General features: G+C 62.2%; 23 protein-coding genes and 1 pseudogene. 12 read left to right on the top strand and 12 right to left on the bottom strand.

Annotated features, from left to right (window positions below):
• Positions 1-349: 349 nt before the first annotated feature.
• Complete coding sequence (locus tag FJW05_RS12230) at positions 350-1,549, bottom strand: NnrS family protein (RefSeq protein ID WP_140632153.1); 1,200 nt, start codon at positions 1,547-1,549, stop codon at positions 350-352.
• Positions 1,550-1,759: 210 nt separating this feature from the next.
• On the opposite strand from FJW05_RS12230, the gene FJW05_RS12225 reads away from it, so the two are divergent.
• A complete protein-coding gene (locus tag FJW05_RS12225) occupies positions 1,760-2,464 on the top strand; it encodes a Crp/Fnr family transcriptional regulator (protein ID WP_140541806.1) in 705 nt (234 codons plus the stop codon).
• On the opposite strand, the gene FJW05_RS12220 is transcribed toward FJW05_RS12225, so the two are convergent.
• Complete coding sequence (locus FJW05_RS12220) at positions 2,461-2,676, bottom strand: DUF1858 domain-containing protein (RefSeq protein ID WP_140632151.1); 216 nt, start codon at positions 2,674-2,676, stop codon at positions 2,461-2,463. The genes FJW05_RS12225 and FJW05_RS12220 overlap by 4 nt on opposite strands.
• A gap of 270 nt (positions 2,677-2,946) precedes the next feature.
• On the opposite strand from FJW05_RS12220, the gene FJW05_RS12215 reads away from it, so the two are divergent.
• A complete protein-coding gene (locus FJW05_RS12215; RefSeq protein ID WP_140632148.1) occupies positions 2,947-5,328 on the top strand; it encodes a phosphoketolase family protein in 2,382 nt (793 codons plus the stop codon).
• Between the two features lie 62 nt (positions 5,329-5,390).
• Positions 5,391-6,566, top strand: a complete 1,176-nt coding sequence (locus FJW05_RS12210) for an acetate/propionate family kinase (protein ID WP_140632146.1) — start codon at positions 5,391-5,393, stop codon at positions 6,564-6,566.
• Positions 6,567-6,720: 154 nt separating this feature from the next.
• Here the strand turns inward: FJW05_RS12210 and FJW05_RS12205 are convergent, their stop codons facing one another.
• Together FJW05_RS12205 and FJW05_RS12200 are read right to left on the bottom strand one after the other, a co-directional pair.
• Positions 6,721-7,236 carry a GNAT family N-acetyltransferase gene (locus tag FJW05_RS12205; RefSeq protein ID WP_140632144.1) on the bottom strand — a complete coding sequence of 172 codons (516 nt, stop codon included), beginning with the start codon at positions 7,234-7,236 and terminating at the stop codon, positions 6,721-6,723.
• A gap of 47 nt (positions 7,237-7,283) precedes the next feature.
• Entirely contained in the window at positions 7,284-7,928 is a 645-nt protein-coding gene (locus FJW05_RS12200) for a helix-turn-helix domain-containing protein (protein ID WP_140632142.1), read from the bottom strand.
• Positions 7,929-8,071: 143 nt separating this feature from the next.
• On the opposite strand from FJW05_RS12200, the gene FJW05_RS27430 reads away from it, so the two are divergent.
• Both FJW05_RS27430 and FJW05_RS12195 read left to right on the top strand, forming a co-directional pair.
• On the top strand, positions 8,072-8,320 hold the full coding sequence (locus tag FJW05_RS27430; protein ID WP_181164939.1) for a hypothetical protein: 249 nt from the start codon (positions 8,072-8,074) through the stop codon (positions 8,318-8,320).
• A gap of 38 nt (positions 8,321-8,358) precedes the next feature.
• A pseudogene (locus tag FJW05_RS12195) lies at positions 8,359-8,517 on the top strand (alcohol dehydrogenase); the annotation flags it as partial.
• Positions 8,518-8,586: 69 nt separating this feature from the next.
• Here the strand turns inward: FJW05_RS12195 and FJW05_RS12190 are convergent.
• Both FJW05_RS12190 and FJW05_RS12185 read right to left on the bottom strand, forming a co-directional pair.
• Positions 8,587-9,177, bottom strand: a complete 591-nt coding sequence (locus FJW05_RS12190; RefSeq protein ID WP_140632139.1) for an NAD(P)H-dependent oxidoreductase — start codon at positions 9,175-9,177, stop codon at positions 8,587-8,589.
• Between the two features lie 29 nt (positions 9,178-9,206).
• Positions 9,207-9,593, bottom strand: a complete 387-nt coding sequence (locus tag FJW05_RS12185; protein WP_140632137.1) for a hypothetical protein — start codon at positions 9,591-9,593, stop codon at positions 9,207-9,209.
• 628 nt (positions 9,594-10,221) lie between these two features.
• Between FJW05_RS12185 and FJW05_RS12175 the strand changes: the two genes are divergently transcribed.
• Positions 10,222-10,665 carry a pseudoazurin gene (locus tag FJW05_RS12175; RefSeq protein WP_140632134.1) on the top strand — a complete coding sequence of 148 codons (444 nt, stop codon included), beginning with the start codon at positions 10,222-10,224 and terminating at the stop codon, positions 10,663-10,665.
• Positions 10,666-10,830: 165 nt separating this feature from the next.
• A complete protein-coding gene (locus tag FJW05_RS12170) occupies positions 10,831-11,109 on the top strand; it encodes a DUF2249 domain-containing protein (protein WP_140632131.1) in 279 nt (92 codons plus the stop codon).
• A gap of 67 nt (positions 11,110-11,176) precedes the next feature.
• Here FJW05_RS12170 and mog read toward each other — a convergent pair whose 3' ends face one another.
• The 5 genes from mog to FJW05_RS12145 all read right to left on the bottom strand — a co-directional run bounded on the left by mog (position 11,177) and on the right by FJW05_RS12145 (position 14,655).
• The gene (gene mog, locus FJW05_RS12165) at positions 11,177-11,692 is read right to left on the bottom strand and encodes a molybdopterin adenylyltransferase (RefSeq protein ID WP_140632129.1); all 516 of its coding nucleotides are present in this window, start codon (positions 11,690-11,692) and stop codon (positions 11,177-11,179) included.
• Between the two features lie 5 nt (positions 11,693-11,697).
• Positions 11,698-12,582, bottom strand: coding sequence for a U32 family peptidase (locus FJW05_RS12160; RefSeq protein WP_246673379.1), 885 nt, complete (start codon positions 12,580-12,582; stop codon positions 11,698-11,700).
• A gap of 63 nt (positions 12,583-12,645) precedes the next feature.
• Positions 12,646-13,629: a peptidase U32 family protein gene (locus FJW05_RS12155; RefSeq protein ID WP_140632694.1), complete on the bottom strand. Its 984-nt coding sequence runs from the start codon at positions 13,627-13,629 to the stop codon at positions 12,646-12,648.
• Positions 13,630-13,637: 8 nt separating this feature from the next.
• Positions 13,638-14,183 (bottom strand): SCP2 sterol-binding domain-containing protein, encoded by a 546-nt coding sequence (locus FJW05_RS12150; protein ID WP_140541816.1) that lies wholly within the window; start codon positions 14,181-14,183, stop codon positions 13,638-13,640.
• 28 nt (positions 14,184-14,211) lie between these two features.
• On the bottom strand, positions 14,212-14,655 hold the full coding sequence (locus FJW05_RS12145; protein WP_140632127.1) for a hypothetical protein: 444 nt from the start codon (positions 14,653-14,655) through the stop codon (positions 14,212-14,214).
• A gap of 146 nt (positions 14,656-14,801) precedes the next feature.
• On the opposite strand from FJW05_RS12145, the gene FJW05_RS12140 reads away from it, so the two are divergent.
• From FJW05_RS12140 to FJW05_RS27730, 3 genes are read left to right on the top strand one after another with little or no spacing between them, the layout of a single operon-like run.
• Positions 14,802-16,310, top strand: coding sequence for a UbiD family decarboxylase (locus tag FJW05_RS12140; protein ID WP_140632124.1), 1,509 nt, complete (start codon positions 14,802-14,804; stop codon positions 16,308-16,310).
• On the top strand, positions 16,307-16,900 hold the full coding sequence (locus FJW05_RS12135) for a UbiX family flavin prenyltransferase (protein ID WP_140632122.1): 594 nt from the start codon (positions 16,307-16,309) through the stop codon (positions 16,898-16,900). Before FJW05_RS12140 ends, FJW05_RS12135 begins: the two co-directional genes overlap by 4 nt.
• On the top strand, positions 16,900-17,187 hold the full coding sequence (locus FJW05_RS27730; RefSeq protein ID WP_140632119.1) for a DUF2249 domain-containing protein: 288 nt from the start codon (positions 16,900-16,902) through the stop codon (positions 17,185-17,187). Before FJW05_RS12135 ends, FJW05_RS27730 begins: the two co-directional genes overlap by 1 nt.
• 22 nt (positions 17,188-17,209) lie before the next feature.
• Here the strand turns inward: FJW05_RS27730 and FJW05_RS12125 are convergent, their stop codons facing one another.
• The gene (locus tag FJW05_RS12125; protein ID WP_140632117.1) at positions 17,210-17,590 is read right to left on the bottom strand and encodes a hypothetical protein; all 381 of its coding nucleotides are present in this window, start codon (positions 17,588-17,590) and stop codon (positions 17,210-17,212) included.
• Between the two features lie 286 nt (positions 17,591-17,876).
• Between FJW05_RS12125 and FJW05_RS12120 the strand changes: the two genes are divergently transcribed.
• Complete coding sequence (locus FJW05_RS12120; RefSeq protein WP_140632114.1) at positions 17,877-19,040, top strand: NnrS family protein; 1,164 nt, start codon at positions 17,877-17,879, stop codon at positions 19,038-19,040.
• Between the two features lie 312 nt (positions 19,041-19,352).
• The gene (locus FJW05_RS12115) at positions 19,353-22,094 is read left to right on the top strand and encodes an MFS transporter (protein WP_140632112.1); all 2,742 of its coding nucleotides are present in this window, start codon (positions 19,353-19,355) and stop codon (positions 22,092-22,094) included.
• Positions 22,095-22,099: the final 5 nt, after the last annotated feature.

Genomic DNA, 22,099 nt, shown 5'->3' with positions numbered 1-22,099 from the left:
ATTTCGCCAGCGAAGATAGGCCCGAGCCGCCCATCCTTTCTCACCCTGGAATAGAATTCGCGAACCAGTTTTCCTATCGACGCCCGATCGACGCCGGGGCGAAGCAGAGGCTGTTCGGCGGCAGGGCGAACCCTATCAAGCAAGACGGACTTCGAAGTCATACGGGTTCCTTGTTTCTCGAGAACTCAGGTCAATCCCAACGATGAGTGGCGACCCGCAGCGGCGGCGGTCACGGACATGGGAGGCCTAAATGTCAGGCGGCCCGCCGACCGGACAATCGCGCAGCCGCCATCGCGGATTGTGTTTCGACATGTAGGCCCGGTGGATGCCCTCCACAACATGCGCTTACTCAAGAGAGAATCCTGCTGCGCGCATTGAGTCGCGGCCGCATCAGCATGCCGCCGAACAGGACCGCATAGCCGATGAAGGCTGCAACCCAGAACGCCGCCGAGAGATGGAGGAGAATTGCCATGCCAGGCGCCATGCCGGCGGCCACGCGCAGGATGGCGGCAACGATGATGGCGACGAAAACCGCGCAAGTGCCGGCGCTTGCCCTCAATTCGCGGCCAGTATGGCCAAGCGTGGCGCGGGCCATGACGGCAAGCGTCATGGAGGCGATCGCTCCCACCGCAAAGGCATGAATGCCAGCCATCGCCGGAATCCTTTCCGGGGCGAGGGCGCTCAAGCCGGCAAGCAGAAGTCCAACCGGCACGAAGGCGAAGGCAACATGCAGGATCAGAACCAAAGGGTCTGGCAGGGTCCGATAGCCCGCCCAGCGGGCAAGCCGGACGGCGTTAAAGATCGCTGCGGTGATCAGCAACACGCCGGTCGCGATGGCGTCAGGAAAAAACGTCCACGCGGCGAGCGCGACAGCCGACAGCGCGATGGTTCCGACATCGAACCTGCCGAACGATGCCGGGAGCCGGCCCGGCTTCTCGCGAACCAGCCAGTTGCGGGTGAAGCTCGGAACGATCCGCCCGCCGACAATCATGACGAGGACGACAACCGCCGCAAGACCGAGGCGCCGGCTCATGTCGGAGATCCCCTGGTAATGCGCTTCGGCATGAAACATGACATTTGCCGCAAAAAGGGTCGCGACCGGCAGCAGCACCTTGAGGTTCCGCCAGTTTCGCCCGACAACGATCTCCGTCGCGGCGGCAGCCACCACCGCCAGAAGAAAGGAGCAGTCTATGACGGCGCTCAGGAGCCAGCCCGTTTCCGCCGAAAAGAACACGGCCGCCCGGCCCGCAATCCAAAGCAGCACGAGGGCCAGCAGACGGAAATCCTGAACCGGAAGCCGACCGGTCCAATTCGGAATTGCGGTCAGCAGGAAGCCCGTCACCACTGCCGGCAGATAGCCAAAGAGCAATTCGTGAACATGCCAGTCCAGGGGCAGGAAGGTGCTGAAGGTCTCGAGCTTGCCGTAATAGAGAGGCAGCCAAAAAAGTATAGCTGTGCCTGCCTGCAGCGAGCCGAGCAGAAAGAAGGGCCGAAACCCGTAGGAGAAAATTGCCGGATAGACGCTTGGCCGCGTCCGCGGAATTGCCATGGCATGCCTCATCGGTGACCAGGCTTGCTGCCTGTTCGATCCCATCTCTATCCCGGTCCCGAAGGATGGAACTTGCGTTGGATCAAACAGGCGCGTGAATGGCCGGCGGCAGCGACGGGAGCTTCACTTGTCGACGGGCTGCGGTCCGTGACAAAGTCCGGTCGCGGGGCCTTGAGCGCGTTGCGTTGTTGAAAGCGGGAGAAAAGCCAGTTGGCAAGCCTTGACCGATCGCTGATTGCCGGACTGTCCGTCTTCGAGGGGATCGCCGTCGCCGATCTCGATCGCATCGTTGGACAGGCAAGGTCGATCCGGATCGCCAGGGGTCAATCGGTGTTCGAGCAGGAACAGGAGGCTCGTTCGTTCTTCCTGCTGCTTGACGGCCATGTGCGCGTGGTGAAATCGACCCCTGCCGGGCACGAGGTGACCGTGCGATACATAGGCCCCGGCGAGCTGATGGGGATCGCCGGCGCGCTTGGCAGGACGACCTATCCGGCAAATGCCCTCGCCGCCGCCGATTGTGTGGTGCTTGCCTGGCCAAGCCATCTCTGGCCGACATTCGCGACGAGTTTTCCGAGCCTCAGCGCCAACACTTACAGGATGGTGGGAAGCAGGCTGCAGGATGCCCACACGCGCGTCATCGAAATGTCCACCGAGCAGGTCGAGCAGCGCGTCGCCAATGCATTGCTCAAGCTGGTCAAACAATCGGGAAAGAAGATCGAGGAAGGAATCCTGATCGATTTTCCGATTTCGCGCCAGGATATCGCGGAGATGACGGGCACGACGCTTCACACGGTAAGCCGGTTGCTTTCGGCCTGGGAAGACCAGGGGCTGGTGAAAAGCGGGCGCCAGAGGGTCGTCGTGGTCGAGCCTCATCGGCTCGTCGTGGTCGCCGAAGCGCGTGGATCGAAAAGCTAATCCACGTCACCGCTTTTGATTGCTGCCTCAAGGTCGCGGCGAAGTTGGTCCTCGTCCAAATCATGCTCGCGCGCCGCTTCGGAAACGGTGTGAAAGGCAGCGATCGGGCAGCCGACGCAAAGCATTCCGTGCTGGAGAACGACACGGATCGTTGCCGGGGTCGCACGCATGATCCCGTCCATCGTCGCATCGTCGTTCAGTTTGCGCTTCATGCAGATTGTCGGCATTTGGATGCAACAGTCTGCCTGAGCCACACGACGCGTTCGTTGCTCTGAAACAAAGACGGCGCTGTCTTGCGACGCAACCGGGCTTTGGAATTTGGTCGCACACGACCGGCATTTGCGATGGATCAAAGCTCGATCGGTCTTGCCCGGATAAATCGAAATCGCCCGTTGTTGACACCGGCCAGTGGTGAACCGGTGGCGGCCTTCAAGCGTTCAGCTTCAGCCGGGTGGGTCTGGCACCAGCGAAGGAGTCGGAAAATGACCGAGCGTCCCAGCACCAATCGCTTGTCCGCACAGGAACTGCACGACATCGATGCCTACTGGCGTGCCGCCAATTATCTGACCATCGGGCAGATTTATCTGCTCGACAATCCGCTGCTTCGCGAGCCGCTTCGGCTGGAGCACGTCAAGCCGCGGCTGCTCGGCCATTGGGGCACATCGCCGGGCCTCAGTTTCATCTATGCGCATTTGAACCGAGTGATCCGGCAACGCGACGCCAATGTCATCTATATCTGCGGTCCGGGTCATGGCGGACCCGCGATGGTTGCCAACAGCTACCTCGAAGGCACCTACAGCGAGATCAATCCGGACGTCGCGCCGGGCGAGGCGGGAATGAAGAAGCTCTTCCGGCAATTCTCCTTTCCGGGCGGCATCCCAAGCCATGCCGCTCCCGACGTGCCCGGCTCGATCCATGAAGGCGGCGAGCTTGGCTACGCGCTTTCGCATGCCTATGGCGCGGCTTTTGACAACCCGGACCTTGTCGTCGCCTGCGTGGTTGGCGACGGCGAGGCGGAAACCGGACCGCTTGCCACCTCCTGGCACTCCAACAAGTTCCTCAACCCGGCGCTTGACGGCGCAGTGCTGCCGATCCTCCATCTCAACGGCTACAAGATCGCCAATCCCACCATTCTCGCTCGCATCCCCGAAGAAGAGCTGCGTGCCTTGTTCGTCGGCTATGGTTACGAGCCGTTGTTCGTCGAGGGCGACGATCCGGCGTGGATGCATGAGCGAATGGCGCTCGTGCTCGACGATGCGCTCGACCGCTTCAAGGCGATTCAGAACACGGCTCGCAGCGGAGCAAAGACCGCGCAGCCGCGGCCGAACTGGCCGATGATCGTGCTGCGAAGCCCGAAGGGCTGGACCGGTCCCAAGGAGGTCGACGGGCTGAAGACCGAAGGATTCTGGCGCGCCCACCAGGTCCCGCTTTCCGGCCTCGCCGAAAACCCCGCGCATCTGAGGATGCTCGAGGAATGGATGAGAAGCTACCGGCCCGAAGAGCTCTTCGACGCCGCCGGCGCGCCTGTGGCCGCGGTCCGCGCCACTGCGCCAAAAGGTGAAAGGCGCATGAGCGCCAATCCGCATGCCAATGGCGGCCTGCTGCGCCGGTCTCTCGAACTGCCTGCCTTGCAAGAGCACGCCGTCCCGGTCAAGCGGCCCGGCGGCGTCAAGGCAGAGTCGACCCGTGTGATGGGCCGTTTCCTGCGTGACGTCATGGCATTGAATCAAGACGCCAGGAACTTCCGCATCGTCGGGCCCGACGAAACGGCATCGAACCGGCTGCAGGACGTCTTCGAGGTGACGGAGCGCGCCTGGATGGAAGAGATCCTGCCCGAGGACGTGCATCTCGGTCGAGAAGGCAGGGTTCTGGAAATTCTATCCGAGCATACGTGTCAGGGTTGGCTGGAAGGCTACCTTCTTACCGGGCGCCACGGCCTCTTCTCCTGCTACGAAGCCTTCACGCACATCGTCGATTCCATGTTCAACCAGCATGCGAAATGGCTGGATGCCTGCCGCAAGCTTGCCTGGCGGCGGCCGATCGCTTCGCTGAACTATCTGTTGTCCAGCCATGTCTGGCAGCAGGAGCACAACGGCTTCAGCCATCAGGATCCAGGTTTCATCGACGTGGCGTTAAACAAGAAGGCGGATGTCGTGCGCGTCTACCTGCCGGCTGATGCCAACAGCCTGCTCTGCGTGACGGATCATGTGCTGCGGACATGGAACCGCATCAACATCATCGTCGCCGGCAAAGCCAATTCCTGGCAGTGGCTGTCCATCGACGAGGCGAAAGTGCATTGCAACGCCGGCATCGGCATATGGGGTTGGGCGTCGACCGACGGCGGGGCCGAGCCGGATGTGGTGATGGCCTGCGCCGGAGACGTGCCGACGCTCGAGACGCTAGCCGCCGTTCAAATCCTGAGGCGCCACATTCCCGACCTCAAGGTCCGTGTGGTCAACATCGTCGATCTGATGACCCTGCAGCCAAGGGAACACCATCCGCACGGGCTGTCGGATCGCGAGTTCGATGCTTTGTTCACCAGCGACAAGCCCGTCATCTTCGCTTATCACGGCTATCCCTGGACCATCCATCGCCTGACCTACCGGCGGACCAATCACGACAACATCCACGTGCGCGGTTACAATGAGGAAGGGACGACGACGACGCCCTTCGACATGACCGTGCTCAATGGGCTCGACCGCTACCATCTGGTGCTTGGCGTGCTCGACCGCATTCCCGAGCCGGCCGGTGCGCATATCCAGCTGAAACAGGCCATGGAAGGCAAGCTGATCCAGCACCGGGCCTATATCCGCGAGCACGGGCAGGACATGCCGGAGATCCTCGGCTGGAAATGGGAGCAGTAGCCGATGCCGAAGCGCCAGGCCGACAGGATCCGTCCCGCAAAACCGGCTGGAACCGGTCGAACATGACTGATGTCATTCTTGTCCTCAATGGCGGCTCATCGAGCCTGAAGTTCGCCGCCTTTCAAGGACGCCGCGAGCTTCATCTGCTGATGCGTGGCAGCGTCTCGTCAATCGGCGAGCGGCCCAGACTTCATGTCGCGCCCACGGCAACGACGCCGCCGTTCGACAGGAGCCTCGGCGAACGAGCGATCTCCGTCGGCGAGGCATTCGAAGCCGTTGCGTCCTATCTGACGGACCGCGGCCTGCTTAGCCGCGTGAGCAGGGTCGGGCATCGCATCGTCCATGGCGGTCGGGAGTTTGCCCGCGCAACGCTGCTTGATCAGGCCACGCTCGATACCTTGCGCAAGCTCGAGCCGCTCGCTCCAATTCATCAGGCGATCAACCTGGAGCTCGTCGATCTGGCCCACCGTCTTCTGCCTGGCACCATGCAGGTCGGCTGCTTCGATACCGCCTTTCACGCCACGCAGCCTCAGATCGCAAGACTGTATGGCCTGCCGCACGAGATGTCGGAGCAGGGCATCGTGTCCTACGGGTTCCACGGGCTCTCCTACAGCCATATCGCCAACGAGCTCCGCACGCGTTACGGCGCCGGCGCGGGTGGCCGCGCCGTCGTCGCCCATCTCGGCAGCGGCGCGAGCCTTTGTGCGATGAAGGCAGGAGTAAGCCAGGCCACCACCATGGGTTTCTCGACGCTCGACGGCCTGGTCATGAGCACGCGTTGCGGCGCGATCGATCCGGGCGTCCTCCTGCACCTTCTGCAAGACAGGAAGCTGTCCTCCGACGAACTGTCCACCTTGCTTTACGAGAAGTCCGGGCTTCTCGGCGTATCTGGCATCTCGGGAAACATGCAGACGCTGCTGGCGTCGAAGGACGCGGCGGCAATGCGCGCTGTCGATCTGTTCGTCTATCGGGTCGGGCGCGAGATCGGATCGCTGGCGGCCGCGCTGGGCGGGCTAGACACGCTGGTTTTCACCGCAGGCATCGGCGAGCATGCGCCGGCGATCCGGCGGCGGATATGCGAGGCTGCGGCATGGCTGGGCGTCGCCATGGACGACGGTTTGAATAGCAGCGGCGAAGACGTTGTGAGTGCCGCGAATTCCCGTGTCGATGTGCTTGTCATCCCAGCCGACGAAGAACGCGCGGTGGCGACAGAACTGCTCGGCGTCGAAACGGCTTGAGCGGAACAGTCTCCCGCTATTGGCGGAACGCCCCTCACCTGCCGGAGCTGCCGATTGAGGTGGATGGCCGATCCCTCGGAGGCAGCCATTTGCGCCCGCTGCCGATCTCCACGACCCTGTCAGCGGGCTCCCACACGGCTGAAATGGCAGGATCTTAATTCTCCAACGTGGCGCCGAGCTTCCGCTGGACCAGGACAAGCGTCGGATCGTCGGGATCTGTCGCGACAGTGAAGCCCTTCTCGCGCTCAAGCTCGATCGCCGCGCGGTTTTCGCGGCTTTCGATCGACTCGATCGTCTCGATGCCATGGTCGTCGGCATAGTGCGCGATATAGCCGAGAAATTCCCAGCCGACGCCGAGATGCTTACGGTCCTCGCGAATGCAGATGGCGACCTCGCCACGCCTGTCGGCCGGATCGGCGGCGAGGGTCGCCACCGCGACCAGAATTCCGTCGGTCGAGAAGGCGAGAAAATTATGGATATGCGCATCGTCGGAACGGGTCATCGCCACCAGGCGCTCATGCGACACTTCCCGCACCGCGCCGAGGAAGCGGAAGCGCATATCCTCCGGCGTCACATGGGTGAAGAACTCTGCGACGAGCGGCTCGTCGTCAGGGCGCGCACGGCGCACCTCGAAGCGAAATCCGCTATGGGTTGCAAGCGTGGTTTTCATTGTCGTCCCTTTCAGGATTGAGGAGCGGGCGATTGGCCCGAGCGGCCTCATTCCCCCATCGCCAGCAGTGTCTCGCGCTTGAGAATTTCGATGCTGCGCAGGCTGAGCAGGCGGATCACGCCCTTCTCTTTCAGGCGGGTGAAGACCCGCGAGACGGTTTCGATGGTAAGGCCGAGATAGTCGCCGATGTCGTTGCGCGACATCGGCAGTTCCACCTGCCGCAACCCGCCCTGGCGCTCCGCCATCTCGACGAGGAATGCCGCGACGCGCTCGATGGCGTTCTGGCGGCCAAGCACCAGCAGATGTTCCTGCGCCCGCGTCAGGCCTTTGAGCGCGAGAGGCAGGAGCTGGCGCGACATGTCCATGCCCGAGGGAGTGCGATGGACCCGGACGCCGGTCGCGTTGATCGCTTCGGCGAAGAAGTGATGCGTGGCGTCGGCCTCGAAGCCGAATGTCTCTCCCGCCAGATGGAACGCGCTGATCTGTCTGCGGCCGTCGGCGAGCAGGCGATAGATGCGTACGGCGCCGAATTCGACCTGGTAGAGGGCGCCCGCCTTTTCGCCCTGGGCGTAGATTTCGGCCCCTGACGGGAAGAAGCTCACCGGCGTCATCGGCCCTTCAAAGACGGACGCTGGGCTTTGATGGGAGAGATAGGACTGCAGTTCGATCTTGGCGGAAGCTTGAGCGTGCATGGCTGTGGTCTCGGTGAATCTGCGACAACAGCAATCGCGCAAATCCAGCCACGTCGAAATTCGGTTATCTCCCTACGAGAAACTACGTAGGGCTGTCCCGAAATCACCAGATCGGGCACCGGCGAGGCTTTCGTCGTGTGCAATTGACCACGATCAAGGCCCGAATGAATTGGTTCGGCGATCATCCGGTCGAACCAATCAACCTGGGGTGCCTGAACATGACTTCCGACATGATCGAAATCTGGGCCGGGATACTGGGCCTGGCCTATCTTGCCGCAGCAGGCCTTTATCTCGAAGTGTTTTCCGCTGGGAAGCGCAACGACGCTGCGGTGGATTATGGTCTTGGCCGTCACGCACGGCCGCGCCCTGTCAAGGTCAGGCACTTGCGCTAGGAACGGATGCCGGACCGCCGCGTTTCCGTTGCCGTTGCGCCAATCTCACTCGGCGCGACGCGGAGGAGTTCTTTCCGATAGCGCAGCGCGCTCAGGTGCGCACGCATACAAAGATCTATCCGCTTGAGCAGGCAAACCAGGCGCTGGATGATTTGCGAATGGGCAGGCTGAGCGGAGCCGCCGTCCTGCGGCCATGACGGGCCCGGCCGGCTCTAGATCAAAGAGATGATGTTGTCCGAAAACCCCGCCACACTTTTCGCCATGCTTTAGACGGCGCGCGCGCCGAGCCGGTGCATCTGCTTTAGCCAGCTCGCCCGTTTCACGTCGCTGGCGTTCGCGACCATGCCGAGCAATGTTTCGCGCACCGGCCTGATCCCGACAAAGTTGAGGATGCCGCGCCGCATGCCGGCAACTCCATGGCTAAGAAACCAGATCCGGTAGACGGCCGCGGGCATTCCCATCGTCACGATCAGGCGGGCGGAGCGGCCGCGCAGCAAGGATTTCGCGAAACCCTCACCCTGTTCCGGATAGGCGAATGCCGTGCCCGGCCGCAGGACCTGCTCGAGGAACGCTTTCAGCATTGCCGGCACGGTGCCCAGCCAAAGCGGGAAGACGAAGACGAGATGCTCCGCCCACACGACTGCGTCGGCCGCCTCCCTGAGGCTGCCGGGGATCGACCCGTGCTCGAACTCCTGCATCGTCCGAAGGAACGGAATGTCCAGCGAGGCCAGATCGATCTTGCGGACGGCATGGCCCGCGGCCTCCGCGGCTTCAGCATATGCCGAGGCCAAGGCGCGGCAGAGCCGGTCGGGGGACGGGTCCGGATGGCCGATGAGGACAAGTATGCGGCGTGACATGAGTCCCTCCGACGGCTTCAACAAAAATGTTATGGCTGCTCGACCCGGGCGACTTGATAAGTGTGCATGGCCCCGTTGCGCTTTATGGAGACATACTCGCCAGTGACGAAGCGCTCCTCGCCGAGGTGAAAGCCAACCTCGTCGTCACGGTCGCCTTCGGCATAGTCGAAAAACCATTGTCCGCCCGGCTTGCGGCGCAAGCGGCCGACCAGGTCGTCCTCGCCGGTGCGGAAACGGCGAACGCGGCAGACCCCTTGGTGCGATTTCCATTCCCGTGCATCCAGGCGTCCTTCGCCTGTGAGCGGCGCAAGCACGTCGTAACCCTCTTCGCGGTCTCCTTCCGGATGACCTTTCTCGCGCGCCAGAAGCAGGCGGATGTTCCTGAACTTCGGGGTGAGGTCGTGCAAAGTGATCATAGCAAGCTCCTTTGACCGCATTCCTATCGCGGCGGCTGGAGGCGGCCTTGATCAAGGTCAAACGGATCCTGGTCTGGCGGGAAGCTCAGCTGGCGCCCGTCGGCGCCTGACCGCGAACCCAGCCGACGATCCGACTGGTGCTCACCGCTCTCGAGATCCGTGCGATTTCTCGCTGATGATGAGGCAGCGAGCCGGGGCTGTCCGTGGCGCGCACGGGCGCAGGAGTTCAGATATTCCTGCTCCCGATTGCTCATCTGCTGTGCCGCCGCGGCGCTCAGCGTCAGCGCAAAGAAGCCCATCGTCGTCCCGAATCTCATTTGATCCGCCTCCAGCCATCGGCTCAGCCTAAGGCGTGTCGCGCACGCATACGTTGACCGGGATCAATCTTGAGCAGGGATCGGATTGATCCGGCAGACGTGCCCGCCACCTCCAAGCTGCGTATCCAATGCACGTCGAAACCGAATTCCATCGGCGCAGCGACAGCGTGGTGGCAAGTCCTCGCATTTCCACCCGCGAGTGGCTGCAAATTTGAGCTAGCGCAAATGTTCGCCGGCGAGCTTCGTCTAAACCCTCATCGGGGATCGACGTTAGCGATCTCATCCAGAGACAAATAAGGACATGGAAGAAAATGCGTTCGATTAGACTCGCGCTGTCAGTCGTGGCAGCCACACTGATAGCCGCTGGTGCCGCGCGTGCGGACGAGGTTGAGGTCGATATGATGAACATGGACAAGCACGGGATGTTTCAACTTGAGCCGTCCTTCCTCAAGATAGCGCCGGGCGACACCGTCCATTTCGTAGCCAAGGACAAGGGCCACGACGTCGAATCCATTTCCGGCATGCTGCCCGACGGCGCCCAGCCGTTCAAAAGCGAGATGAACAAGGATACCTCGGTCACATTCACGAAATCCGGGGTCTACGGCATCAAATGCAATCCTCACTATGGCATGGGCATGGTTGCGCTCGTCGTGGTCGGCGATCCGAGCAGCAATCTCAAGGCAGCCGAGTCGGTCAACCAGCCCGGCAAGGCCAAGAAGTCCTTCGAAGAACTCTTCAAGCAGATCGACCAATAATTGAGCCGCAAACCATCCGTGCGCCGTGCTGATCCGGCGGGCTACCGCACTTTCCGCGAATTGTTTGCGCTTCGGCAAATAAACGGATTCGACCGGAGATATTTTTTGGCGCCGAGCCAAGAGTGTCGGTGCTCGGCGCTTCCACAGCAAGTCGGGATTAGGAATATGTCTGAATCAGAAGTCTCATCACAACCCCAGCTGGATGTACGCGCCGTCCCGCCCGTGGAGCGCCACGCCCGGATTTTCGCGATCGCCCAGGCGCTGGCCGGGGGCCAATCCTTCGTCATCGTGAACGATCACGACCCGCGCCCTTTGCGCTATCAGATGGAAGCCAGATATCCTGGCCTGTTCGGTTGGGAATACCTGCAGCAGGGGCCGGACATTTGGCGCGTTGAGATCAAGAGATTGCATTCATCCGGCTGCGACTGTTGCTGCGGCGGCTGACGATCGCGCCGCTGTCCAGAGCAGTTCCAGTGTGCAGCGGCTTTCCGTCCGGAATTGCTCCAGCAGCTCAGTCACGCTGCTCAAGGATGGGGGAATGCACCGCGATCGAGCCCGCGCCGATGAGCTCGAGGCAGTAGGGCACGGCAGGGAAGACGGCGCCGAGGCACACGTCGATGGAGGCAGGTTTTCCGGGTAGGTTTATGATCAGCGAACGACCGCGCACGCCTGCGGTTTGACGCGAGAGAATGGCGGTGCGCACATGCTGCAGGCTTGCCTGCCGCATGAGCTCGCCGAAACCGGGCAGTTCCTTGGCGATGACCCGTTGCATGGCTTCCGGAGTGAGGTCCCTTGGCGAGGGGCCGGTTCCGCCGGTTGTCAGGATCAGGTCGGCGCCTGCCTGGTCGCAAAGCTCAATCAGCACGTCACGGACACTCTCCAGGCCGTCGGGGACGATGCGGCGGACGAATTCGCAGGGCTCCGCCAGGATACGGCGAAGCCAGCGCTCGATTGCCGGTCCGCCAAGATCCTCGTACTCGCCGCGGCTTGCACGGTCGGATATAGTCACGATCGCGATCCGGGTCATTGCCGTCAGGCCGTCGCCGTTACCTGCCAGCCGGGCCTGGCATAGGCGTATCCGTCGACCAGGGTGCCGGGCAGATCGAGGCATGAAAGGGAGAAGCGGGCATCTTCGGGCTCCTCCCTGCCGTCGGCAAGTCTTCTATAAATCCTCGCCACCTCCACCATGTCGCATGCCTGCGGGGACAAACGAAGGCGCCTGATTGCCTTTGAGGCGAGCGCGTCGGGCGCGGGGCAGAAAGCCTGAACCTGATTGGAAAGGGTTTGCACGCCGTTGACGGCGAGGAACTGCTGGTCGTCGAGCGTGTCGACCGCGAGACCGTCGGGATCTCTTTCGCATGTGAACTGGCATGAATCCTTGTGAAGGCCGTGGATCCGCGCATGATAGCAGCGTCCGGAAAGAGCGAGCGGCAGCCGCCCGAAGGCGAAAATCTCGAACTCGGCCTCGGGACATTTCAGGGACATGGCGCCGATCGCCGCAACCGACAATTCCACGGGCGGGCATATTGTCTGAGCGCCGAGCTGGATCAGGAATCTCGCGGAAGCCTCGTTGTAGACGTTCAGGAACGGACCCGTGACGAAGATTTTGCCGGAGCGTGACGGCAGGCCCGAAACATCGTTGATCTCGACCAGCCGCTCGTCTCCGCAAATGTCCTCGAGGCCTTTGCGCTCCCGGACGGTTGCCGGCGCGGCCAGTGTGGATAGCACCACCTGTTTGCCTCCGCGCTCCAGCCGTTCGATGACCGCCGGCCACACAGGATCGGAAAACGGCATGCGTTTTCCGCAGACGACTTCGCCGACGTGAACCCGCTCGATCGGGGCCTCGTCCGCGATCCTGCGGTAAAAATCCAAGAGACGGTCGGCGGACCAATGGAAGAAGACGGGTCCAAGCGTCAAAGCGATTTTCGGCAGGGCGATTTCCGGCAGGGCGATTTCCGTCGGGGCGATTTGGGACACCGGCTATCTCCATTTCTTCTCGTAAGCGCCGGCCGTCTGCCGAGCCCCTTCCGACTGGCCGGCGAGAAGCCGGTCGATATCGACAGCGTCGCCGCCCTGTTCGACCGCGTCGACGGCTTTCCTGAAGGCGCGCACGACCTCGCTGACATAGCCCTTGCCGCGCTGGCGTCCCTCGATCTTCAACGCAGTCACGCCGGCCGCCTTCAAGCCCGCGATCATGCCGCCGGCATTCAGGCTGACGGGATCCTCAAACAGATGGGACGTCTTACCCCCGACTTTGAATTTGCCTTTGCACAGAGTGGGATAGCCCACCGGCTGGCCGCGCGCGTACCGGTCGATGGTGAAGCCGGACAGCCGCGCCGTCGTGCCGGTCGGCTCTTCGTCATAGCTCACCATCTCGGGCGGCGAGCAGACGCCGTTGAGGTTGGGCGATTTTCCCGTCGCGTATGACGAGAGATAGCAGCGCCCTTCGATCATCACGCAAAGGCCGCCGAAAACGAAGGTTTCGGTTTCCACGCCGATCGCACGGTTCAGCGCCGCTATCTCCTGGAGCGAAAGGACCCTTGGAAGCACCACGCGGCGGATGCCGAAATGAGCCGCATAGAAGCCGATCGCTTCGGGCGTTGCCGCGGCAGCCTGCACCGACAGGTGAAGGCGGATCTGCTTGTGGTTCCGTGCCACATGATCGAGGACGGCGAAATCCGCGGCTATGATGGCATCCGCGCCGCTTTTGACCGCTGCGTCCGCAGCCTTCTTCCAGATGTCGACATCGTCGACACGCGCAAAGGTATTGATCGCGACCAGAACCTTGCTGCCGTGGTCGTGGGCGAAGCGCACACTTTCGGCGAGCTCGTTCGGGGAGAAATTGAGCCCGGGAAAATTGCGGGCGTTGGTTTCATCGCGAAATCCACAATAAACCGCGTCCGCACCCGCCTGGACGGCTGCCCTCAACGTAGCAGGCGTTCCCGCCGGACAGACCAGTTCCATGCGTGCCTTCATGCTTGCTGCACCTCGCTAGGGCTGTTGTGGGTCAATCGCCGTGCGGCGCCCAAGGCGCCGAGGACACCCTTGTCGACACAGCGGGCCAAGGTGCCGTGCAGCCCGAGCAGGTCTGCCGGGCGAAGCTCGGCATCCTCTATCGTGTTCCTCAAGGCAAGCACGGCTTCCGTGCGCCCGCTTATCGAGATCACGCGGCTGAAGAACATCGCATCGCCGTCCAATGTGCCGTCAAGCAGGCCCAACAAGGTCAGAAGCGGCCCTTTGATCTGCACGTCCGATCGAGCAGCCTCATCCTTGCTTACGACGCGGACGCTGGATCGTTGTCCGTCCGGGACCACGCAGAACGCGAATGCGAGGTCGGTGGGATCGATAGCGAAGCTGGCCGAACGGGACTCGCCCAGGCGCTCGAAAAGTCCGGGGCGCCGCCTTGCGAGCGAGCGCAAGGACAATGTCAGCAATGGCCCGAGCGGCAGCCCTGCGACTGTAGGAAACAGGCGGCGGACAAATCGCGGCAGGATTGGCCCGGCATTGTGCTGCGGCATATTTAAGAGCTGCCCGTTTCACATTCGATCATGAAGGTTTACGGCCATCCAGAGACCGCATTCGCTGCCTGAGCAGCTTCGAAAAATTATCCTTGTTGGGGCAGAACTCGCGATAGTGGCTTTCGAAATCGAAGGCCTCAAGATGGCTGTGGCATCTGCGGCGATGGGGACATGTGATACAGGTTCGGGACATGAACTGATCATGCGCGAATTCCAGCGTATGAAAATTGTCGGGATCGATCCCAACTGAACGCATCGCCAGCGTAAGGAAATCCTTCGCGGCATAGGGCAGATGCATGGCGTCCTCGAACTCGCTGGGCGACATCCCAATGTCCTCAAGCAGGCCCATGCACTCGTCTGTTCCGAGCGCCCAAAAATCCCTTCTGGCTACCCTGTTCCGCCTGCGGTCTTTGAAAACGGCGATTGCGGTCCGGCACGCATCAAGGGTGTTGTTGATCAGGTTGCTGCTCATATGCGCCCCAGTCCTTCAAGCAATAAGAGTTTCCGACCGATAGTAGGGTGCAGAAACGCCTCGTTCTTTGCGCTAGCGCAAAGTTATCGAGCGGCTGTGGTGCGAGAAGGATGCGGCCGACGGACCCGGTCGTGCCGGATTTCGCCATGCATTATCGCCTTCTTCCCCAGTTCTGTGATCTCGGATCCTTTCTTTCCTATCTGGACGGGAAGGGCCAGCTTCGACAAATCAGCGCCCCGGTATCGACGCAGTTCGAGCTGACGGAGATACATAAAAGGGTGATCGCGGCGCGAGGACCGGCGTTGCGCATCACCATGCCTACGGACGGCCAGGGAGTGGGTTCGTCCTTTCCGGTCGTGGCAAATATCTTTGGGACGCGGGAGCGTGTCGCCTGGGGGCTGGGCACGGACGTTCGCGGGTTGGAAACGCTCGGCGCTCTGCTGGCGTGGATGAGGTCCCCCCAGGTTCCGCAGAACTTGCGCCAGGCCCGCCAGATTTTCTCCGTGGCGCGCGGCGCGTTGGCGGCGCGCCCGAGGATCGTATCGCCATCAAGACTATGGAGGGATGCGGAACCGGATTTCGCGATCCTTCCCGTCCAGACCTGCTGGCCGGAGGACGCGGGTCCCCTCATCACATGGCCCGTGGTCGTCACCCGGCCACCGGGCGACGGTGACCCCGGCAGATACAATCTGGGCGTATACCGGATGCAGGTCATTGCCCGGAATCGGGCGATCATAAGGTGGCTGCCCATGCGGGGCGGCGCGGCTCACCACCGCATGTGGCAGGCGAGGGGGCTTGAGATGCCCGTTGCAGTGATCATCGGCGCGGATCCCGCGACACTGATAGCGGCGGTGATGCCGGCGCCCGAAGGCGTATCGGAACTGTCGCTGTCCGGATTGATCAACGACCGACGGGTTGCACTATCGCCATGCAAGAGCATCGAGCTCCATGTCCCCGCCAGCGCCGAGATCGTGATCGAGGGAACCGTCTCACCCACCGAAACGGCGCAGGAAGGTCCCTTCGGCGACCACACCGGATACTATAACGGCGCGGAGCATTTTCCCGTCTTCAAGCTCAAGCGGATTCGCGTGAGGGACGGCGCAAATTATCTCACGACGTTCACCGGGCGCGCGCCCGACGAGCCGTCCGTCCTCGCCGAGGCGCTGCTCGACGTCTTCAAGCCGCTGCTGTGCCAGCAAATGCCGGAAATACTCGACGTCTGGCTGCCGCCGGAGGCCTGCTCCTACAGGATCGCGGTCATTTCGATCGCCAAGAAATATGCCGGACAGGCGCGGCGGGTGATGATGGGGTTCTGGTCGCTGCTGCCGCAGTTCTCGATGACCAAGATGGTCGTCGTGGTAGACGACGACATCGACATCCGATCATGGTCGGACGTGATGTGGGCGGTCGCCACCCGCATGGATTTTTCGCGCGACCTGATGACGCTGGACCGAACCCCTATCGACACTCTCGATTTCGCGTCGCCGCTGGAAGGGCTCGGCGGAAAGATCGGATTCGACGCGACGCGCAAGATCGGGTCCGAAACGTCCCGTGAGTGGGGGAAGGAGCTGAAGATGTCCTCTCACATCATTGAAAGGGTCTCCGGGCGCTGGGATGAGCTTTTCCCGCGGGCAACCACTTCGGTGCAGAAATGACGAAACGGATCATAGTGGGGGTTACCGGCGCATCAGGCTCGGTGCTGGCCATCGAGACCATACGCCAACTGGTCAGAGGTGGGGTGGAAACGCATCTTGTCACCTCGAAGAGCGCGCGCATGACCATTGCTTACGAACTCGGCGCCGACGGATTGGCACAGCTTGCCTCACTCGCCAACCACACCCACTCCCATCAGGACATGGCAGCACCCATTGCCAGCGGCTCCTTCAGGACGGACGGCATGATCGTCGTGCCTTGCTCTATGCGGACCCTTGCGGCGATGGCGCACGGCCTGGGCGACAACCTTCTGACCAGGGCAGCCGACGTTGTCCTGAAGGAGCGGCGCCGGCTGGTGGTCGTGCCGCGTGAGGCGCCTCTGCATGAAGGGCATCTGGACGCGATGCTGAGGTTGACGCGGATGGGAGCGATCATCGCGCCGCCGGTGCCGCCGTTCTACGTCAAGCCGGCTTCGATCGAGGCGATGCTTGTCGAGATGGCGGCACGACTGATCAACTGGGCCGGCGTGGAGCCCGGCGACAAGCTGACCAGGTGGGGCGAAAAGAATGTCGCGACCCGCCAGTTGTTTTGATGGAGCCGCCAATGGGAGGGAAGACCCCGGCGAATTGTAATGAGGAGCAGCAAGGCGAGCCATATGATGTAAGGCGACTTCACACGGCAAGGAAACAGGCGGCCGTCATGTCGATGTTCGACAGCCTCGAGCCTGGCCAGACATTCTCGGTGATCCTGGACTTCGATCCCCGCCGATTGAAGCGTCAGCTCGAGTCGTCTTTCGCCGGCGACCTCGACTGGTTTTGCCTCGAGATTGGGCCACCGGAATGGCTGATCGAAATCGGCAAGAGAAAACCGGCTCAATGACCGGGCCGGTTGCAGGTCTCAACTATCGTACGATTGCGGTGAGAGCGGCAAATTGACCGAGCTGCCGCATCGAAAGCGCGCCATCCATCGCGATCGCCGCGATGTCGTCAAAGAGAAGGGCGAAGTCCTGGTAGACACTGGTGTCCCGTTCGGCCTCTCCTATCTCGTCGAGATCCTGCAAGAACAATAAAATGGTCTCGATATGTGCACGTTGACGGCGCGCGTTGGTGAGATGCCCGCGGGCCGCCGGCCCTATCTCCAAACGGGCGAAGCGGGACAAGGTCTCGTCAAGCTTGGAGCGGCATCGGCAGTCCAACCCGGCCTCGTCGATCAACCCTGCCAGCCGGGCAGCGGTGATCGCCATTTCCGCGGCGCTGTTTTCGGGAAGGCCGTGCTTCATCATCTTCTTCTCCCGTCGCAGACAGGCTGCCTGGAGTCGCTGTGCAGTTGACCTGCGCCCTGAGCAGCCTGACCGAGAAGAACGAGACCAGTCCCACGCCAGGAACCAGATCGCTGGGCTGCTTCAAGAACAATCTTCAAGATAGTCGATGCTGGTGAGGGAGTGTTTGCGCTGGAGCAAACACCAAACCGATCCTCGCACCTATTGCGCCATACATGTCCTTCTGCCGTTCCGTCTAATGACGGGCGACGCCGGAGAAGATGTATCGCCATTCCGGAGGACGGGTCGCATGGGCGCCGACGGCAATTTAAAGGCCTTCAAAACAAAACCGGTGCACTTGCCGTTCCGTCCGTTCTTTCTCGTGGCTGTTGTCGATGCCGTCCTCGGCGGTAGTGGCTGGTTGCCGTCGGCGTTCGGGCTGCAAGCCTACGGCTCGACAGGAATCTCTGCCGGTGACTGGCATCGCGACATGCTTCTGTTCGGGATGGTACCGGCAGTGTTGACCGGCTTCCTGCTGACCGCGCTGCCGCGCTGGACGGGACATCGCGTGACGTCGCCGCGCACGACACATCTGCTCGTTCTCTTGTGGGCCTGCAGCCGTGTCGCCTTCCTGCTGCGGTTGCCGTCGCTCGGGCTTGCGTTTCTGGCCGTCTGGATGCTTGCACTGTTGTCGATCGCGGCCAGAGCAGTGATCGGTAGCCGGGATCGCCGCAATATCAAGATACTGCTTCTCCTGGCCGTTTTTTGCGGCAGCAACGGACTCGTTGCGGCATCGTATCAGGTCGAACTTGCGCTGAGACTGGCGCTCGTTTCGATCATCAGCCTCGTCATCATCATCGCAGGGCGGGTCGTGCCGGCGTTGACCGTTGCCTATGTCGAGAGCGCCGGCGCTCAGATCATTCTCAGCCGCTCTGTTTTCAGGGAGCAGACGGCAGCGCTGATGACGATTTCTGCGCTTTGTTCGTGGGTAGTCGCGCCGGAGGCGCAACTCACCGGCATTGCCTGCGTTCTCGCCGCTCTCAGCCAAGCGATCCGTGCCGCGCAATGGAAAGGCTGGCGCAGCCTGTCGTCGTCGACGGTGCTTGGCCTTCACATTGGCTACGGCTGGATCGTCGTCGGTTTTGGATTGCTGGCCATCCATATCTTCGCGCCTGCAACGGTGAAGCAGGCGACCGCTCTTCACGCGTGGACCATCGGCGCCACCGGAACGATGGCGCTGGCCATCATGGCGAGCATGATCCGCAAGCATAGCCGGCTCGCCTTCACGCCCTCGACGTCTGCGACCGGAGCACTCGCGGCGATGACTGCCTGCTGCCTGTCACGCCTGCTGATCGAAGCGCTGCCTGGCTATTTCGGCCTGCTGGCAAGCCTTTCGGGCGCTTTGTGGATTGTCGCGTTTGGCCTGTTTCTGGCGGCCTATCGCGGGCCTCTTTTCGGCGCCGGAGCGAAATAGCCTACCAGATCCAGAAAAGCAGGAGCCACCCCGCCACGGCGGGTGCCATCGCAAGGCGAGATGTCTTTGTGCCAGCGCAAAGAGGAGGCGTCTTTCTCGGCCTAGGCTTCGCCGCGTGAATTCCGACCGCCGTCCGATTACGAACCTGACATCTGCTCCACTACAGGCTCGTCGAGGACTTCAAGCAACCCGACCGCCTCGTGACTGGGAAATCGTCGCCAGGATTGATCCTGATCAATGCCGCAACCAGCCAATGAAGCAATTCAATCCGGCATGAATTTCATTGCTCCGCCTCCAAGGAGACACCCGCCAATGCAGACGGCTTTGAATCCGAAGTCCGGTCAAATATTAGGGGCAAGCACGGCCGCATTTACGGTCTGCTTCGCGGTCTGGACCATCTTCTCCATCATCGGCATTCGCATCCGCCAGGAACTCGGCCTCAGCGAGACGCAGTTCGGTCTGCTTGTCGGCACGCCCATCCTGACCGGTTCCCTGCTTAGGGTCGCGCTTGGCATCTGGACCGACCGCTACGGCGGACGGTTCGTCTTCACGGCGAACATGCTCGCGGCCGCGGTCGCGACCTTCCTGCTGTCCTATGCTCACACCTATTCGCAGATGCTGGTCGCGGCTCTCGGCGTCGGCATCGCCGGCGGCTCCTTTTCGGTCGGCGTCGCCTATGTCTCGCGCTGGTTCCCGCCGCAAAGGCAAGGCACGGCGCTCGGTGTCTTCGGCGCCGGCAATGTTGGTGCCGCGGTCACCAAATTCCTCGCCCCCTTCGTGCTTGTCGCCTTCGGATGGCAGGCCGTGGCGCAGGTCTGGGCGGCTGCTCTCGTCGTCATGGCCGCCATCTTTTGGTTCACCACGGCAGATGACCCGGTCATCGTCGAACGCCGGCGCTCGGGCATCAAGCCGAAAAGCGCCTGGCTCGAGCTAGAGCCTCTGAAGAACGTCCAGATTTGGCGTTTCGCGCTCTACTATTTCTTCGTCTTCGGCGCCTTCGTCGCGCTCGCGCTCTGGCTGCCGCAATATCTCATCAATGTCTACGGCCTCGACATCAAGAGGGCCGGCATGATCGCCGCCTTCTTCTCGGTGCCGGCGAGCGTGTTCCGCGCCTATGGCGGACACCTCTCGGACAGCTTCGGCGCGCGCCGCGTGCTCTATTGGACCTTCTTCGTCTCGGTCGTGGCGACCTTCGTCCTGTCCTATCCGCCGACCGACTATATCGTGCACGGCGTCAACGGCACCACGACGTCCTTCCATATCGAGATGGGCCTTTTCGGCTTCATCGTCACGATTTTCGTGCTCGGCTTCTTCATGGCGCTCGGCAAGGCCGCCGTCTACAAGCACATTCCGGTCTACTATCCCGACCATGTCGGTTCGGTCGGCGGACTGGTCGGCATGATCGGCGGCCTCGGCGGTTTCGTGCTGCCGATCCTGTTCGGCTTGCTGCTGGACCTGACCGGCCTCTGGACGAGCTGCTTCATGGCGCTCTTTCTGCTGGTCTCCGGCGCGCTGCTGTGGATGCATATGGCCATCCGCCAGATGGAGCGCGGAACCGTGGGCGAGGCCCTCGCCAAGCTGCCGCCGTTCCCCGAAATGCAGCAAATGCCGGAGCCGGTGGCAAAGACCCGAACGGGCGGCGCCCTTACCGACTGGCGTCCGGAGGACAAGACCTTCTGGGCTGAAACCGGCCGCCGTATCGCCAAGCGCAATCTGTGGCTGTCGATCCCGGCGCTGCTGCTTTCCTTCGCAATCTGGCAGGTGTGGTCGGTCGTGGTCGCCAAGCTTCCGCTGGTCGGCTTCACCTTCACCACCGACCAGCTGTTCTGGCTCGCCGCCCTGCCGGGGATTTCAGGGGCGACCCTGCGCATCTTCTATTCCTTCATGGTGCCGATCTTCGGCGGCAGGCTCTGGACGACGCTGACGACCTGGTCGCTCGTCATACCGGCGGTCGGCATCGGCTATGCGGTGCAGAACCCGGACACGCCTTATGTCGTGCTGCTAATCCTGGCGCTGCTGTGCGGCTTCGGCGGCGGCAACTTCGCTTCCTCCATGGCCAATATCTCCTTCTTCTTCCCCAAGGCGGAGAAGGGAAACGCGCTGGCGCTCAACGCCGGGCTCGGCAATCTCGGCGTCAGCGTCGTCCAGTTCGTGGTGCCGCTGGCGATCGCCACCGGAATATTCGGCTGGCTCGGCGGCGATCCGGCCATGGTCAAGGGACCGGCCGGCGATACGCCGCTCTGGCTGCAGAATGCCGGCTTCGTTTTCGTGCCATTTATCGTGCTCTCGGCTTTTGCCGCCTGGTTCGGGATGAACGACATCGCTTCGGCCAAGGCGTCGTTCAGCGAGCAGGCCGTGATCTTCCAGCGCCGTCACAACTGGATCATGGCCTGGCTTTACACCGGTACTTTCGGATCCTTCATCGGCTATTCGGCCGGCTTCCCGCTGCTTTCGAAGATGCTGTTTCCGGACGTCAACGCGCTCCAGTTCGCCTTCCTCGGCCCGCTTGTCGGCGCTCTCTCGCGCTCAGGCACGGGCTGGCTTGCGGATAGATATGGCGGCGCGCGCGTCACCTTCTGGGCCTTTGTCGTGATGATCGCAGGCGTCTGCGGTGTCTTGTGGTTCATCGGCATCAAGGACCAGCCGGGCGCGTTCACGGGCTTCTTCGCATCCTTCCTGCTCCTGTTCTTCGCCACCGGCGTCGGCAACGCCTCCACTTTCCAGATGATCCCGGTGATCATGGCCAAGGAGATGGGCCGCCTGTTTCCCAAGGCCAACGCGGAAGCGCGTCGCCAGCAGGCGGAGAAGGAGTCGGCCGCCATCACCGGCTTCACCTCGGCGATCGCCGCCTTCGGCGCGTTCTTCATTCCGAAGAGCTACGGCAGTTCGATCGCGCTCACGGGCTCGCCGAACGCCGCGTTGTGGGCGTTCCTGCTGTTCTATGTGAGCTGCCTTGCCATCACCTGGGCTGTCTATACCCGCAAAGGCGGCCTTCTCCACGCCATCGAGCACGCCAAGCGCGGCGCGCCCGTCCATACGGCCGCAGCCGAATAACCAGG

The sequence above is a fragment of the Mesorhizobium sp. B2-9-1 genome (genome assembly GCF_006439455.1).
GTDB lineage: Bacteria > Pseudomonadota > Alphaproteobacteria > Rhizobiales > Rhizobiaceae > Mesorhizobium.
The sequence above is the reverse complement of the archived record's forward strand: the minus strand, read 5'-3'. Positions and strand labels throughout refer to the sequence as shown.

Excerpts from the sequence above, each read along its gene's own strand:
- FJW05_RS12205 (WP_140632144.1), bottom strand. The coding sequence starts at position 7,236 with ATGAAAACCACGCTTGCAACCCATAGCGGATTTCGCTTCGAGGTGCGC.
- FJW05_RS12220 (WP_140632151.1), bottom strand. The coding sequence starts at position 2,676 with ATGAAGCGCAAACTGAACGACGATGCGACGATGGACGGGATCATGCGT.
- FJW05_RS12210 (WP_140632146.1), top strand. The coding sequence starts at position 5,391 with ATGACTGATGTCATTCTTGTCCTCAATGGCGGCTCATCGAGCCTGAAG.
- FJW05_RS27730 (WP_140632119.1), top strand. The coding sequence starts at position 16,900 with ATGGAGCCGCCAATGGGAGGGAAGACCCCGGCGAATTGTAATGAGGAG.
- FJW05_RS12115 (WP_140632112.1), top strand. The coding sequence starts at position 19,353 with ATGCAGACGGCTTTGAATCCGAAGTCCGGTCAAATATTAGGGGCAAGC.
- FJW05_RS12185 (WP_140632137.1), bottom strand. The coding sequence starts at position 9,593 with ATGATCACTTTGCACGACCTCACCCCGAAGTTCAGGAACATCCGCCTG.
- FJW05_RS12140 (WP_140632124.1), top strand. The coding sequence starts at position 14,802 with ATGCATTATCGCCTTCTTCCCCAGTTCTGTGATCTCGGATCCTTTCTT.
- FJW05_RS12120 (WP_140632114.1), top strand. The coding sequence starts at position 17,877 with ATGGGCGCCGACGGCAATTTAAAGGCCTTCAAAACAAAACCGGTGCAC.
- FJW05_RS12170 (WP_140632131.1), top strand. The coding sequence starts at position 10,831 with ATGTCTGAATCAGAAGTCTCATCACAACCCCAGCTGGATGTACGCGCC.
- FJW05_RS12230 (WP_140632153.1), bottom strand. The coding sequence starts at position 1,549 with ATGGCAATTCCGCGGACGCGGCCAAGCGTCTATCCGGCAATTTTCTCC.
- mog (WP_140632129.1), bottom strand. The coding sequence starts at position 11,692 with ATGACCCGGATCGCGATCGTGACTATATCCGACCGTGCAAGCCGCGGC.
- FJW05_RS12155 (WP_140632694.1), bottom strand. The coding sequence starts at position 13,629 with ATGGAACTGGTCTGTCCGGCGGGAACGCCTGCTACGTTGAGGGCAGCC.
- FJW05_RS12175 (WP_140632134.1), top strand. The coding sequence starts at position 10,222 with ATGCGTTCGATTAGACTCGCGCTGTCAGTCGTGGCAGCCACACTGATA.
- FJW05_RS12135 (WP_140632122.1), top strand. The coding sequence starts at position 16,307 with ATGACGAAACGGATCATAGTGGGGGTTACCGGCGCATCAGGCTCGGTG.
- FJW05_RS12215 (WP_140632148.1), top strand. The coding sequence starts at position 2,947 with ATGACCGAGCGTCCCAGCACCAATCGCTTGTCCGCACAGGAACTGCAC.
- FJW05_RS12125 (WP_140632117.1), bottom strand. The coding sequence starts at position 17,590 with ATGATGAAGCACGGCCTTCCCGAAAACAGCGCCGCGGAAATGGCGATC.
- FJW05_RS12150 (WP_140541816.1), bottom strand. The coding sequence starts at position 14,183 with ATGCCGCAGCACAATGCCGGGCCAATCCTGCCGCGATTTGTCCGCCGC.
- FJW05_RS12145 (WP_140632127.1), bottom strand. The coding sequence starts at position 14,655 with ATGAGCAGCAACCTGATCAACAACACCCTTGATGCGTGCCGGACCGCA.
- FJW05_RS12200 (WP_140632142.1), bottom strand. The coding sequence starts at position 7,928 with ATGCACGCTCAAGCTTCCGCCAAGATCGAACTGCAGTCCTATCTCTCC.
- FJW05_RS12190 (WP_140632139.1), bottom strand. The coding sequence starts at position 9,177 with ATGTCACGCCGCATACTTGTCCTCATCGGCCATCCGGACCCGTCCCCC.